Annotated in this window: 13 protein-coding genes; 5 read left to right on the top strand and 8 right to left on the bottom strand. The window is 66.1% G+C overall.

What is annotated here, in order from left to right; all coding sequences use genetic code 11:
* Positions 1-4: 4 nt before the first annotated feature.
* Positions 5-1,534 (bottom strand): ABC transporter substrate-binding protein, encoded by a 1,530-nt coding sequence (locus ACFI9K_RS14565; protein WP_462664151.1) that lies wholly within the window; start codon positions 1,532-1,534, stop codon positions 5-7.
* 254 nt (positions 1,535-1,788) lie between these two features.
* Between ACFI9K_RS14565 and ACFI9K_RS14560 the strand changes: the two genes are divergently transcribed.
* Positions 1,789-3,045, top strand: a complete 1,257-nt coding sequence (locus ACFI9K_RS14560) for an ROK family protein (RefSeq protein WP_462664150.1) — start codon at positions 1,789-1,791, stop codon at positions 3,043-3,045.
* A 51-nt stretch (positions 3,046-3,096) separates the two neighbouring features.
* Here the strand turns inward: ACFI9K_RS14560 and ACFI9K_RS14555 are convergent, their stop codons facing one another.
* The 4 genes from ACFI9K_RS14555 to ACFI9K_RS14540 form a co-directional block, all read right to left on the bottom strand.
* The gene (locus tag ACFI9K_RS14555; protein ID WP_462664149.1) at positions 3,097-4,104 is read right to left on the bottom strand and encodes a sugar phosphate isomerase/epimerase family protein; all 1,008 of its coding nucleotides are present in this window, start codon (positions 4,102-4,104) and stop codon (positions 3,097-3,099) included.
* A gap of 83 nt (positions 4,105-4,187) precedes the next feature.
* Positions 4,188-5,819, bottom strand: a complete 1,632-nt coding sequence (locus ACFI9K_RS14550) for a GH35 family beta-galactosidase (RefSeq protein ID WP_462664148.1) — start codon at positions 5,817-5,819, stop codon at positions 4,188-4,190.
* 42 nt (positions 5,820-5,861) lie between these two features.
* Positions 5,862-7,331 (bottom strand): glycoside hydrolase family 43 protein, encoded by a 1,470-nt coding sequence (locus tag ACFI9K_RS14545; protein WP_462664147.1) that lies wholly within the window; start codon positions 7,329-7,331, stop codon positions 5,862-5,864.
* 67 nt (positions 7,332-7,398) lie between these two features.
* Entirely contained in the window at positions 7,399-7,836 is a 438-nt protein-coding gene (locus ACFI9K_RS14540; RefSeq protein WP_462664146.1) for a MarR family winged helix-turn-helix transcriptional regulator, read from the bottom strand.
* Positions 7,837-7,934: 98 nt separating this feature from the next.
* Here ACFI9K_RS14540 and ACFI9K_RS14535 point away from each other — a divergent pair, with 98 nt between their 5' ends.
* Genes ACFI9K_RS14535 through ACFI9K_RS14520 form a run of 4 tightly spaced genes read left to right on the top strand, consistent with a single transcriptional unit; the run spans position 7,935 to position 12,135 of the window.
* Complete coding sequence (locus tag ACFI9K_RS14535) at positions 7,935-9,389, top strand: MFS transporter (protein WP_462664145.1); 1,455 nt, start codon at positions 7,935-7,937, stop codon at positions 9,387-9,389.
* Positions 9,390-9,443: 54 nt separating this feature from the next.
* Complete coding sequence (locus ACFI9K_RS14530) at positions 9,444-9,923, top strand: PH domain-containing protein (RefSeq protein ID WP_462664277.1); 480 nt, start codon at positions 9,444-9,446, stop codon at positions 9,921-9,923.
* Positions 9,920-11,437 carry a PH domain-containing protein gene (locus tag ACFI9K_RS14525; RefSeq protein WP_462664144.1) on the top strand — a complete coding sequence of 506 codons (1,518 nt, stop codon included), beginning with the start codon at positions 9,920-9,922 and terminating at the stop codon, positions 11,435-11,437. Before ACFI9K_RS14530 ends, ACFI9K_RS14525 begins: the two co-directional genes overlap by 4 nt.
* Entirely contained in the window at positions 11,434-12,135 is a 702-nt protein-coding gene (locus ACFI9K_RS14520; RefSeq protein ID WP_462664143.1) for a uracil-DNA glycosylase, read from the top strand. Before ACFI9K_RS14525 ends, ACFI9K_RS14520 begins: the two co-directional genes overlap by 4 nt.
* Here the strand turns inward: ACFI9K_RS14520 and ACFI9K_RS14515 are convergent.
* From ACFI9K_RS14515 to mshB, 3 genes are all read right to left on the bottom strand, one after another.
* The gene (locus tag ACFI9K_RS14515; protein ID WP_462664142.1) at positions 12,062-12,514 is read right to left on the bottom strand and encodes a hypothetical protein; all 453 of its coding nucleotides are present in this window, start codon (positions 12,512-12,514) and stop codon (positions 12,062-12,064) included. The two genes, ACFI9K_RS14520 and ACFI9K_RS14515, sit on opposite strands and share 74 nt — an antisense overlap.
* A gap of 66 nt (positions 12,515-12,580) precedes the next feature.
* Positions 12,581-12,739 carry a hypothetical protein gene (locus ACFI9K_RS14510; protein ID WP_462664141.1) on the bottom strand — a complete coding sequence of 53 codons (159 nt, stop codon included), beginning with the start codon at positions 12,737-12,739 and terminating at the stop codon, positions 12,581-12,583.
* A 44-nt stretch (positions 12,740-12,783) separates the two neighbouring features.
* Positions 12,784-13,692 carry an N-acetyl-1-D-myo-inositol-2-amino-2-deoxy-alpha-D-glucopyranoside deacetylase gene (mshB, locus tag ACFI9K_RS14505; protein ID WP_462664276.1) on the bottom strand — a complete coding sequence of 303 codons (909 nt, stop codon included), beginning with the start codon at positions 13,690-13,692 and terminating at the stop codon, positions 12,784-12,786.
* Positions 13,693-13,695: the final 3 nt, after the last annotated feature.

Raw genomic sequence — 13,695 nt, 5'->3', positions numbered from 1 at the left:
CCTGTCAGCCGGCGGGAGTGAACGAAGCGAGCGGCGGCACACCGACGCCCGGCACGGTGGCCACGGTGACGCTCTTGCTCGACACGATCGACGCTTCGGCCGCGTCCCAGGGAAGGAACCAGGCGTTGTCGACGAGCCAGGTGTTGAGCGCCTGAAGCGCTTCCGGCTGGTCGTCCGTCGATGCCGTGTATGCCGCGTCGACCAGCTTGGTCAGCTCGGGATCGGTGCTGTTGAACGGGTTGAACGGCGACTGCTCGGTCAACGCGAGGGCGATCATCTCGTACGGGGAGGACGCAGTGAGCATGAACTGGTTCAGCGGCCACTGGCCACCCATGATGCTGCCGATCGCCTGGTCGCCGGTGATGGGCTGGTAGCTGGCCCTGATGTTGAGCGACTTCAACATCTCGTCCATGGCGGCTTGCTCGTTGGGGAAGATGGGTGAGAAGTCCGGCAGCGAGAGGTCGAAGCCGTCGGCGTACCCGGCTTCGGCCATGAGCTGCTTGGCCTTGTCCAGATCGAAGGGGTAGGACTCGTTCAGCGACTCCACGTAAGCGTCCGAGCTGGGGCCGAAAATCTGTGTGGTAGCGGTTCCGAGCCCACCTCGGACCACGTCCACGATCGTCTTGCGGTCGGTGGCGTAGTTGAGCGCCTGGCGCACTCGGACGTCGGCGAGCTCAGGGGCGAGAGCACCGTTACGGTCCCAGAGAAACACGCCCTCGATGGCACCGTTGAAGTACTTCTCGACGTTGAGCCCACCGGATTCGGCCGCCGAGATGACGTCCTGGCTGCTCGTCACCGAAGCGTCGATGTTCCCCGAGCGCAGTCCGTTGACGATGGCGCTGTTGTCATCGAGGAACCGCAGCTCGAGCTTGTCGTAGGAGTAAGCGTCGGCATTCCAGTAGTCGGCATTGCGCTCGAAGACGTAGATGCTCCCGGTCGTCGACGCGGCCTGATCGAAGACGTACGGGCCGGACCCGACAGGGTTGGTGGCAAGGTCCGGCGAGCCCAGCGCAGCAGGGCTGGCCATGTAGCCCGAGCTACGGGCCAACACAGCGACCAGGCCCGGGTCGGGACGACCGAGCACGAGATCGGCGTGAGTGGCGTCGACCACGTCGACGGAAGTGACGGAGGTGAGCGCGGAGCCGGCTTCACCACTGGCCGCGCGGGCCGCTTCGATGTTCTTCTTCACAGCGTCGGCGTCGAAGGCGGTTCCGTCGGTGAACTTCACGTCGTCACGCAGCGTCAGGCTGAGCTTGGTGTTGCTCTCGTCGTACTTCCACTCGGTGACGAGCGACGGGACCGGCTGGCCCTCGCTGTCGAGCTCGAAGAGCTTGTCGTAAACCGCCTGGTAGTAGGTGTCCTCTGGACCGCTGGACGCCATCTCACCGACGGCGAAGGACGACGGCGGCGTGAATGTCGCGACGCTGAGTGTGCCGTCGGCGGACGAGCCTCCGCCACCGCCGGCGTTGGAACCGCAGGCAACGGTCAGCGCCATCAGCGCGGTGATACACGCTGCTCCGAGGGACTTCTTCATGACATCTCCACTGGTTGGTCGAGCGGCAGGGCCGCGGGGTGGTGTACCACACCGGACGAGCATGTTCGTGATGCTCATCACGTTGCTGCCCATCTTCTGTTTCTTTGGAACTTATGTCAACGATCGGCCCCCCCTTTGGGCTGATGCCCCTCATCACCATTCCGAATAGGCGGAGGTAGTGACCATCACTGTCGACGTCTGCCTGTTAGGTTCCCTGAGAACGCAAGTGATCGACCAAGCGAAAGAAGGCTTCGATGGTGCTGTCATCGCCACAGGAAGCATTCGTGCACGGTCAGCTGATCAACCTGGTGCGAACAGGTCGCGCGAGCACCCGACCAGCGCTCGAGCAGCGCACCGGCCTCGGCCGCAAACTCGTCGCACAGCGTGTTCAGCAGGCCATCGACGTCGGACTACTCGAAACGGGCGAAATGGCACCGTCCGCAGGCGGGCGGCCGTCGCGCATGCTGCGCCTCCGTTCGGATGCCGGGCATGTGTATGCCGGGATGATCGGTGCCACCGAGCTGTCCGCGGCCGTCTCGACTCTGGACGGCACCCTGATCGCCTCCGCACACGAAGACCGCGTCACCGGCGACGAACCACGAGGAACCCTCGAGTCACTGGACCGAATGTTCGGCCGGCTCGGCCGGCGAACGCGCACCGAGCCGTGGGCCTTCGGAATCGGAATCGCGGGTCCGGTCGACTTCCACACGGGCACCCTGGTGGCTCCGCCGATCATGCCGGCGTGGGAAGGGTTCAACATCCGCGCCTGGTTCCGCGAGCGCTACGACGCGTCGGTATGGGTCGACAACGACGTCAACATGATGGCGTTGGGCGAATGGCACCGGGGAGCTTCGCGGGACGGCCGCGACCTTCTCTACGTGCTGATGGACACCGGCATCGGAGCCGGGCTCGTCAGCGCAGGGACCGTCTTTCGCGGAGATCGAGGAGCTGCGGGCGACATCGGACACATCCGCATCACCGACGATCCCGACGTGCACTGCCGCTGCGGCCGGACCGGATGCCTCGAGGCGCTGGCCGGTGGTTGGGGGCTGGTCGACCGACTGACCCCACGTGCCCACGAGAGCCCACTCCTCGACATCGCGATGCGGACGAACGGTCGCATGAGCGCAGCCGACATCGGCAGAGCCGCAGCAGCAGGAGACGACCTGGCCCTGCCGACCGTGCTCGACGGCGCGCGCACTGTCGCGGCCACCGTGGCCAACCTGGTCAGCTTCGCCAACCCCGGAACAATCGTCCTCGGCGGCGGAGCCTTGCGGGTCGGGCCGAGCGTCGTCACCGCGTTCGAGGAGGTCATCCGCCGAAGAGTCAACGACTTGTCCGGCCGAAGTCTGACCGTGCGCCCGGCCTCGCTCGACTTCCGTGAAGGCGTGATCGGCGCTGCGCACCTCGCCATCGAGTGCCTTTTCGAGCCTGCATCACTGGGCACCTGGGTCGAGAACGGCTCACCGATCGGGCACGCAGCACAGCTTCACCGCACCGCCTCGGCCTGACCCGTCGGCTACGAGACGGGTCAGGCTGGGCAGCTCTAGGACTCGGCAGCTCTAGGACTTGGCCGTGAAAGCGGCGTCGAAGGCGGCGGCCGGGGCGTCGAACACCATCGACCGCACGAACTCGATGGCCGCCGGTGCTCCGATGAGACGGTCCATGCCTGCGTCCTCCCACTCGATCGAAATCGGTCCGTCGTATCCGATGGCACCGAGCATGCGGAAGCATTGTTCCCAGGGGACGTCGCCACGCCCGGTCGACACGAAATCCCAACCCCGTCGAGGATCGGCCCACGGAAGATGCGACCCCAGCCGGCCGTTGCGACCGTTGGTCATCTGCTTCTTCGTGTCCTTGCAGTCGACGTGATAGATCCGGTCCTTGAAGTCCCAGAGAAAGCTGACCGGGTCGACGTCCTGCCACACCATGTGGCTCGGATCCCAGTTCAGCCCGAACGCTTCGCGGTGCCCGATCGCCTCGAGCGTGGCAACGGTCGACCAGTAGTCATAGGCGATCTCGGAAGGGTGGACCTCATGGGCGAAGCGCACACCGCACTCGTCGAACACGTCGAGGATCGGGTTCCACCTGTTCGCGAAATCCTCGTATCCGCGAGCAATCATCTCCTCGGTGGCCGGAGGGAACATCGCGACGTACTTCCAGATGGAAGACCCGGTGAAGCCCACTACCGTCTTCACGCCGAGTCGCTCGGCGGCGCGGGCCGTCATCTTCAGCTCCTCGGCCGCACGCTGCCGAACGCCCTCCGGATCGCCGTCGCCCCAGATGCGGGGTTCCAGAATGGCCCGGTGCCGTTCGTCGATCGGGTCGTCGCACACCGCCTGGCCCTTGAGATGGTTGGAGATCGCGAACACCTTCAACCCGTGCTTGTCGAGGAGGGCAAGCTTGCCGTCGACATACGCGTCGTCCTCGGCCGCCCTCCACACGTCGAGATGATCGCCCCAACACGCGATCTCGAGGCCGTCGTACCCCCACTCACTTGCGAGTCGGACGACTTCCTCGAACGGAAGGTCGGCCCACTGGCCGGTGAACAGGGTGATCGGACGTGCCATGACTGGTCTCCTCGGGTGTAGTCGGACGGGTCGGGACGCTGTTCGGACGGGACGGTGTTCGGACGGGGCGGTGTTCGCCGCAATTACGGGGTCGTGAGCAAACGGATACGGGCGGCACCGATGGCGTCGAGCGGAACGAAGTAGAGCCGCTCGTCGCCGTTGAGCACGCGACCGGCCTGCCAGGTCCCGTCGGGGGAGAAACGACCTTCTTGCACGTGATCGAGTTCGACACGGCCGGTGGCCGCGGCAAAGTCGAGCGTCAGGCCTTGACCCACGAGGAGGAACTCGTCCTCGCTCTCCTGGATGAGCAGACCGAACGGGCGACCGTCCTCGGAGATCGGCTGAGGCGCAGTAGCGATGGTGGCCACCGGCGGAACGGGAGTGGGCGGCGGGGTGGGAATGCCCGCGTCGAGAAGGAGGGTCGCCAGCAGATCGCGACTGCCGCGGGCGGTCACCGTGATCTGCCCCATGGTCAGCGTCTCGAGCGGCGTCTCGTCGTCCAGCAAGATGCCGACGATGCGCCCCTCGGCCTGGGCCCGGGCGATCGTGGTCTGGATCGAGCCGAGAACGCGCAAGGCGTCGGCGAACTGTCCGTCGGGGCGGACGTCCTCGATACCGAAGGCCGAGTAGCCGAGCGCTGCGTGCCGTCCCAGCGCGTAGAAAAGTGATCCGGCGGAGAGCTGCGCCTCGGGAACGAACAGTGGGTTGTCATCACGGTGGTAGTCGGCCATGGGTGGCTTCGCATCGTTGACGTAGATGTCCGCACCGATGAAGTCGATGGACGGTGCGCACGCCTTCCACACGTCCAGGACGCCTGCGGTCGGACCCCCACTCGGGTAGTCGCCGGGCCTTGGCTGCCCGGGCTGAGGCCCCAGCCAGGCGTTGACGTACATGAGAATCGGGTATTCACGCTTGCCCGCCTCGGCGAGCGCCTCGGCGTAGGAGGCGAAGCCCCAGGCCATGAAGATCTCGTGCGCTCGCCGGTCGTCGCCGAAGACGGCGGCCCAGGTGCCCGCCGAGGGGCGTCCCTGACGCTCCCATGTCTCGGCCAGCTCGGGGCGCAGCAGATCGCCGCGCTTGTCGAGGTGGTCGAGCAGCGAGGTGGGGACGTCCGTTGCCCACGCCGCCTCGGCAGGCTCGCAGCGGTCACGACTGTCACCCAGGACGCCCATCTCGTTCTCGATCTGCACCATGGCCACTACCCGATTCACGTCGGCCGTGGCGATATGACGAACGAATGCGACGAATGCTCGCTGGTCGGCAGCCCGCAACTCGGCTCCGAAGACCGACAGGACGGGCTTCGCGGTTTGGCCGTCGTAGGTCCACACGACCGGCTTGCTGTGGAACTCCGCGCGAGGAAATCGCTCGGTGTCGCCGCGCACCCAGCGCGGCGTGTACGTCGACCCAGCGTTCTTGTACGCGCCGTACCAGATCAGGATGAGCTGGAGCCCGTGTGTCTTCGCCTCCGCAATCTGGGCGTCGACGGTGGAGAAGTCGAATTGCCCCTCCTCGGGCTCTACCTGCGACCACGCCGCGCTCCCGACGACGGTGTTGGCACCGAGCGCCGACACTGCCGCGAAGGCATCAGCGACGTGAGCCGGGCTCGATGGCACCGAGTTGTGAACCTGGCCACCGAGAAACAGGCGAGGCTCGTCGCCGACGAGAAGCGCGTGAGATCCGCCGCGTGTGGACAGTTGGGGCAGTGAAGACGTCATGGTCTTCCTTTCTATTGTGATGGAACCCGCGAGGGCCGATGATCAGAACAACGCTGTGGGTTCGTCGGAACCCTGGTATTCGAAGCTGTCGATGCAGACCGTGCCGTCGGCGCAGACGGCTCCGAACATTCGACCCGTCATGCCGCCTGCAACCTCGGTCGAGAGGTAGCGACCGTCGATGCGACCCAGCTCGACGAACGCTGCGTCCACGACCACGCCTGCGACGACCGAGTCCGGTCCACGCGCCGTGGAGAACTCGTGCCCGTCCGACGGCAGCAACCGGATCTCCAACGGCTCCCCCTGCCACGCTCGCTCGCCGAGCGTGGTGCGGATACCGCCCACCGCCCAGATCGCGCGCACGGTGCCGTCGGAAATGTCGAGTTCGACGCCGTGCTGCGCGTCGATACGCACGGCGATGCCGCCTCGACCACTGACACGGAGGCGGGCGCAGACACGCGCGTAGAGATGCTCCTGTCGCCGTCCGACGAAAACCGGGTCGGCATCCGCGGGTGCGGTCAGGCACCAGGCCTGCGACTCACGGGAGAGAACCTGCTCGGGGAAGCAGGCGGCCCCCACCCAGGACGGTGGCAACCGGCCGTCGAGTCGCTCGTGCACGACGGAGTCGACGGCGGACGTCGGAGCAAGGTGCTCACCCACCTTGGGCCACCCGTTCTCCCAGTTCAGCTCGTCGGCGAAGGTTTCGCGCCCCAGAACGTGCCACTCCGGGCTGGACCCACGTGCACGCACACCGTGGAAGACCATGCGCCAGCCGCCGTCGGCACCCTGGACCAGATCGGCATGGCCGGTGTTCTGCACCGGCAGGTCGGTGCCTCGGTGGGTCAGCACCGGGTTGCGAGGGTTCGACTCGAACGGCCCCTGCGGTGTGCGCGACCGAGCGACCGTGACGGCGTGCCCCCTCTCGGTGCCACCCTCCGCGACCAACAGGTAGTACCAGCCCTCGATCTTGTACAGATGCGGGCCTTCCGGGAACTTGCCACCGGTGCCCGACCACAGCCAGCGACGCTCGGTCAGTACCCGACCGGTCTCGGGATCGATCTCGGACTGCACGATTCCCTCTCCCCCGCCCGGACCGAACCCGGCATAGGTCATCAGGCACCGTCCGTCGTCGTCCCAGAACAGGTCGGGATCGATCCCGATCGCGCTCAGGATGCGGGCCGGCGTCGACCACGGCCCGGCAGGGTCCTCGGCCCACGTGATCAGCTGCCCGCCGTCGTCGGACCAGTTCGTCGTGATCATCCAGAAGCGGCCGTCGTGGTGACGCAGGGTCGGAGCGAAAATTCCGCCCGACGGCCCGGCGGCCGACACATCGAGCTGCTCGGGACGGGCGAGGGCATGCCCGATCAGCTCCCAGGAACGGAGGTCGGCCGAGCGAAATATCGGAACGCCCGGTGCGTACTCGAAGCTCGAGGTCGCCAGGTAGTAGGCATCGCCGACGCGGCAGACGGTCGGATCCGGGTGGAAGCCCGAGATGATCGGGCGCTGAACGGTCACGGGTGGTGCCCTTCGGTGGTGGGGTGGTCATCGTGTAGTCGGTTGGAGCGCGGGCGGCAACGCAGCCTCATGGCGGCGGGGTAATGCCCATCGCCAGGAGCAACCCCTTGAGTTCGAGCAGCTGATCGCCGTCCAGACGGCCGACCGGAGTGATCGCCCGCATGTCGGCCCAGACTTTCCGGACCAGGTCGGCTCCCGCTTCGGTCAGTTCGACCAGACGCACTCGGCGGTCACCCTCCTGGGCGACTCGGCGGACGAGCGTGTGCTTCTCGAGTTTGTCGACCGTGCCGGTGGCCAGCGACGGGTCGCAGCGCAGGAACTGAGCGATACCGGTCATCGAGTCGGGACCACGCGAGAGCAGGTGCCGTAGCAGCTTGACCTGCGTGGCAGTGAGGGTGGATTGCGCCAGCACGTCGGCCCAACCGTCGTTGATCTCGTTTACGACCTGCATGACGAGGGCACCGACCTCGCCGGCCAGCTCGTCGGTTTCGTGAGTGCGTGCCATCGACCCGATCCCCTCTCGTCTGCCTGGTCGCAGTTGCTTGATGTGTGTAGATTATTGATAAACCTCAAGAATGTCCACCCCCGACCTTCGGAGAACCCATGAGTCTCGGACCGCGAGAGACCGGCACCGCCACCGGCACGCCGACCATCGACCCACGCCGCTGGCACGCGCTCGCCGTGCTGGGACTCGTTCAGCTGATGCTGATCCTCGACACGACAGTGGTGAACGTCGCGCTCCCGTCGATCCGCGAGGGACTGGGTTTCAGCACCACCGGGCTGGCCTGGGTCGTGAACGGCTATGCCCTGGCGTCCGGAGGATTCTTGATCCTCGGCGGACGATTGGGTGACGCCTTCGGGCGACGGCTCGTTTTCCAGATCGGCGTCGGCATCTTCGCCCTGGCCAGTGCCGCGTGTGCCGCCTCGGCCGAGCCCTGGCAGCTGACGGCAGGCCGCTTCGGGCAGGGGTTCGGGGCCGCGCTCGCGACGCCGGCGGCGTTGGCCCTGGTGTCACTCCTCTTCCCGGACCAACCACATCGCACCCGTGCGCTCTCGGTGTGGGGCGGAATCGCCGGAGCCGGTGGAATGCTCGGCGTCCTGCTGTCCGGAGTGCTGACCGATCTGGCCAATTGGCGTTGGGTGTTCTTGATCAATCTCCCGATCGCTGCCGTCGCGCTGATCCTGGTGCCACGACTGGTGCCGGGGGACGCACCTGCCTCCACCCCGCGAGATCGGCTCGACCTCAAGGGCGCAGTACTGGTGACGGTCGGAATCACCCTCGTCATCGACGGGCTGCTCCGAGCCGGGGACACCGGCTGGGCGAGCACCTCGGTGCTCGTGCGGATCGCCGCAGGCGTGCTGTTGCTCGCTCTGTTCATCGGTGTCGAGGCCCGTACCGCGTCCCCACTGCTACCGCTGTCCTTTCTCCGTCATCGCACCCGAATCAGCGCGTACGTCGCCAACATGCTGTCGGCCGCAGCCATGGCCTCGCTGTTCTACCTCCTCACGCTCTACCTGCAGGAGGTGCTCGGCTGGACGCCGTTGCTCATCGGGGTGGCGTGGGTGCCGTTCGGAATCTTTCTTATCCTCGGCGTCTCGGCGACCGGCGCATCGGTTCGCCGGCTGGGACTTCGCGGAGTGATCATGGTCGGGTTCGGAATCTCGGCGATCGGCATGCTGCTGCTGGCGCAACTGCAGGAAACAGCTACCTACGGGCCCGACGTCCTCCCGGGCATGGCGCTGCTCGGCTTCGGACTGGGGTTGACCGCACCGGCGATCCAGGGCGCAGCCCTCACCGACACCACCACTGCCGACGCGGCCATCGCCAGCGGCGTGCACTCCTCGATCTCACAGCTCGGTGGAAGCACAGGACTGGCGATCTTCGTCTCGGTGGTCGTCGCCCGGCTCGGGTCCGCAGATGCCGGCGAGTCCCTCGCTACCGCGACCACGGCGGCGTACACGCTGGCCTTCGTCGTCGCCGCAGGGATCCTTTTGGCCGGCACCGCGCTGGGGTTGTTCATCCAGCGCGACCTCGGTCGGGTTCCGAAGACTCGGTGACGTCCAGGGTGGTGGATGTGAAAAGACACCTCTAGGTTTGTACCCGTGACAACGATGACCGATCCACAGTGGCAACCGTCTCCCCGTGCGCGTCTGCTCTGGACTCTCAGTGCCGGCCTGCTGTGGCTACCGGTGTTCATCGCTCAGATCGTCTGGTTCGCCGTCGACTCGAACCGGACGTCGTGGGGGCACATCACCGTCCTCGTCGCCACCGTCGTGCTGGCCGCACTGCACCTCGCGATCGTGCCGCAGTGGCGGTATCGAGTACATCGCTGGGAGATCAGCGACACCGCCGTCTACACCCGTACCGGTTGGCTCAGCCAGGAACGACGCATCGCGCCCATCTCGCGGGTGCAGACCGTCGATACCGAGCGCGGCCCACTCGATCGCCTGCTCGGATTGGCGACGGTCACCGTGACGACGGCGTCGTCGGCGGGCGCGGTGAAGATCACCGCACTCGATCAGAAGGTTGCCGACGACACCGTCACTCGGCTGACCGACATCGCCGGGCGCACCGTCGGGGACGCAACATGACCGATCAGGCGGAGCTCCTCGCGGTCGAGGAGGAGCAATCGTGGTTGCGGTTGGACAAGCGAATGTTGTTGGTGCATCCGGTGAACGAGGGCATCAAGATTCTGCCGGTGCTGTTGGTCTCGTTCTTCGTCGGCAGTCAGAGCGGTAATCACTACTGGAGTCTGGGCATCCTCGCGGTCGTCGTCGTGTTCGCGATTCTGCGGTGGTTCACCACCAGCTACCGAATCGGGCCGGTGCACGTACAACTGCGCACCGGAGTGTTGCAGAAAAAGGTACTGTCCATCCCGCGCAACAGGATTCGCTCGGTCGACGTCGAGGCGAACGTGCTGCACCGGGTGCTCGGGTTGTCCATTCTGCGCATCGGTACCGGCCAGCAAGCAGGCAAGGGCGAGTCCTTCGAGCTCAACGCCCTCGACACGTCACTGGTGCCCGAGCTCCGCGGCGAACTTCTTCAGCGCGTATCCGGACGCGTACCGTCGAGCGACGGAAATCCCACTGCGGCAGCCGATCCCGAGGTCGAGATTGCGCATTGGCGATTTTCCTGGGTGCGCTTCGCGCCGTTCTCCATCACCGGCATCGTCACCATCGCCGCAGCCGTGGGTGTGCTGTTCCAGTACGGCATCGGACAGACGCTGGCCGAGTCGTCGGTCGTCTCGAACAGTATCGACTCGGCGGAACAGTTCGGCATCGTGATGTTCGTCGTCATCGCTCTGGTCGCACTGCTCGTGGTGTCCAGCATCTTCGCCTGTGTCCGTTACCTGTTGGCCTACGGGAATCTGACCGTCACCGATCAGGGTCGCACCTTGCACGTCAGTCACGGGCTGCTTCGTACGCGCCAGTCGACCCTCGACCGCAAGAGGCTGCGCGGCACCTCCCTGTCGCAACCGCTGCTGTTGCGTTCGGTCAACGGCGCTCGCCTCGACGCGATCATGACCGGAGTCAGTGCCGAGAAGAAGGAATCGTCGCTGCTGCTCCCCCAGGCTCCGAAGGCCGAGGCGCTGCGGATGATGACGACGGTGCTCGGTGACGCCGGTCTGCACGGCGGTGCCGACCGACCGCTGCTGCAGCACGGACCTGCTGCGCGGCGACGCCGTTACACCCGGGCGTTGCTACCGTTGCTGGTCGTCGCGGCCGGACTGGGAATTGCGCAGTACGTCGGTGCACCGATCCCGATGCTCGCCTGGGTTGCGGTGGCCGTATTGTTCGTTGCCGCATTCGGACTCGCTCACGATCGGTACCGCGGCCTCGGACACGCCGTCCTGCCCGGCTGGCTGATCACTCAGCACGGTTCGCTGGACCGCACTCGGCACAGCCTCGAAGCGGGCGGGATCATCGGCTGGACGGTGCGGCAGACGTTCTTCCAGCGTCGAGCCGGGTTGGCGACCGTCGTCGCAGCGACCCCGGCAGGCGTCGGCCACTACGAGGTGGTCGACATACCCGTCGAGAACGCGTGGGCCATGATCGACGCCGTCACACCGGGGGCCGGAGACATCTGGCTTCGACACGACCGATGAGAACGGCACGGCCGCAGACCATCGCGCAGCTCGACCTCGCGGTGTCCCAGTGCCGCGCCTGCCCTCGGCTGGTGCAGTGGCGCGAGCAGGTGGCCACCGAGAAGCGCGCCGCCTTCGCGGACCAAACGTATTGGGGTAGAGCGGTTCCCAGCTTCGGCCCGGCCGACGCGTCCATGTTGATCGTCGGGCTCGCACCGGCGGCGCACGGCGCGAATCGAACGGGTCGGATGTTCACCGGGGACAGGAGCGGTGACGTGCTGTATCGGGCGATGCATGCGGTAGGGCTGGCCAGCCAACCCACCGCGACACACATCGGCGACGGGTTGACGCTCCACGGAGTTCGCATCGCGGCCCCGGTGCACTGTGCGCCGCCGCAGAACAAGCCGACTCCGGCCGAGCGTGATCGGTGCCGTCCATGGCTCGACGACGAATTGCGGTTGCTGCGTCCTCACCTGAAGTCGATCCTGGTACTCGGGGCGTTCGGGTGGCAGTCACTGCTGCCGATACTCGCTGCCAACGGCTGGGAAATACCACGGCCTGCACCGAAATTCGGCCACGGCATTCAACTCGACCTGGGCTCGATCACCGTGTTCGCCAGCTACCACGTCAGTCAGCGAAACACATTCACCGGACTGTTGACTCCGACGATGATCGAGGACGTACTCCGGAATGCGGGTCGGCATGCACGCTTGCTGTGATCGCCCTCATTCGGAACATGAACAGCAGCACTCCGGCCGGGCCTGCACCAGCGATGATCAGCAGCATGGTGCGCCAATCGGCGAGTAGAAGGACGTCGCCGCCAGGCCCGCCGAGCATGCACAGCACCACCGCGGCGAACCATCCGATCAGGGGGGACGCCACCCAGATCGACCGTTCGGCGACTTTGCGGGCGGCCAGGATCAGCGCGACGTTGGCGATGCCGCCCAGCAGCGCGCTGATGGGGAATTGCACCGAACCCAAGTAGGCCGGCAGGAAGAAGACGGACAGAATTCCGGAGAGGAAGCCGTCGAACACCAGCACTGCGACAGTCGCCCAGGACACCAGGGCGACAGTATTGGAGGCGGCCTTCGAGATCATGCGCCCAATACTGCCTTGACCCGGGTTGTTTCAGTGCACCGCATTCGAAAAATCGAGCACCGGCACTCAGGAAACCGGAGGGTAGCCCAGTGAAGTGAGCAAGTTACTCGCGCCCATGGCGATCTGACTCAGAACGTACTGGTACAGATCTGCCTGTGCGCCGAACTGCGGCTTGAGAGAATCGACGAACGCGACGATGGCGTCCTGCACTACCCAGTTGTACATGTAAGTTTCCGCCCCTGCTGTGATGAGATGAGTTCTGTTGCGAATCAGTGATGCGCAGCACAGCCTAGTACGCCGGCGAACAGGTCGGACTCCCTGCCCGTCGAATCGGCACCGAGTTCACCCCGAACCAGCACGTACTGCTCGTCGAGCAGGATCGGCTGGGCGATGTCGTTGGAGAGCGCGTACTCGCGTCCCGACGGTGCGACGGTGACCTGAGTGGCGTGTGCGCGCAGCGCATCGCGCTTGGCGTCCAGGACACCGCGGATGTCGATGCTGGTGGTGATCGCGTCCTCGGGCACGCTCGGCAGCTCGCCGTCGACGGGCATTCGCCACCCGGCCGGAATGTCGTCGATCGTCGCGAGTCCGGTCTGCAATTGGTCGTGGCCGGTGACGGTCCAGTAGAACTTGGACACCTCCCAGGGCGACCCGGCCCGCGGGTAGGACGCCGTCCCGCAGACCTCGACGGCCTCGGTCACGAGCGAGTGCACCTGCTGATGATCGGGATGTCCGTAGCCGCCCTCCGGGTCGTATCCGACGACTACCTGCGGCCGCAGTTCACGAATGACCGCGACCAGCGCTCCCAAGGCCTCGTCGCGGTCGGCGTTGACGAACGCGCGCGGCTTCCGGGCGGCAGAGGTTCCGGCCATCCCGGAATCCCGCCACCGGCCTGCTCCGCCGAGAAAACGGGGCGGGTTGCACCCCAGGGCAGCGAGCGCACGGTGCAGTTCCAGAATTCGATAGCCGCCCAGCTGATCGGCACGGTCGACGACGAGATCGGCCCAGGTATCGCCGATCACCTCACCCTCCTCGCCGAGCGAGCAGGTCAGCACCGTGACGTCGGCCCCGGCACGAACGTAATGGGCGATGGTGCCGCCGGTGGTGATGGTCTCGTCGTCCGGATGCGCATGCACCAGCAGCAATCGCTGCGGCTCCGTCATGGCCTGGTCCGTCATCGA

The sequence above is a fragment of the Rhodococcus sp. PSi06 genome (assembly GCF_054960675.1).
Note: the sequence above shows the minus strand (reverse complement) of the source record. Positions and strands in the feature narration are given on the sequence as shown.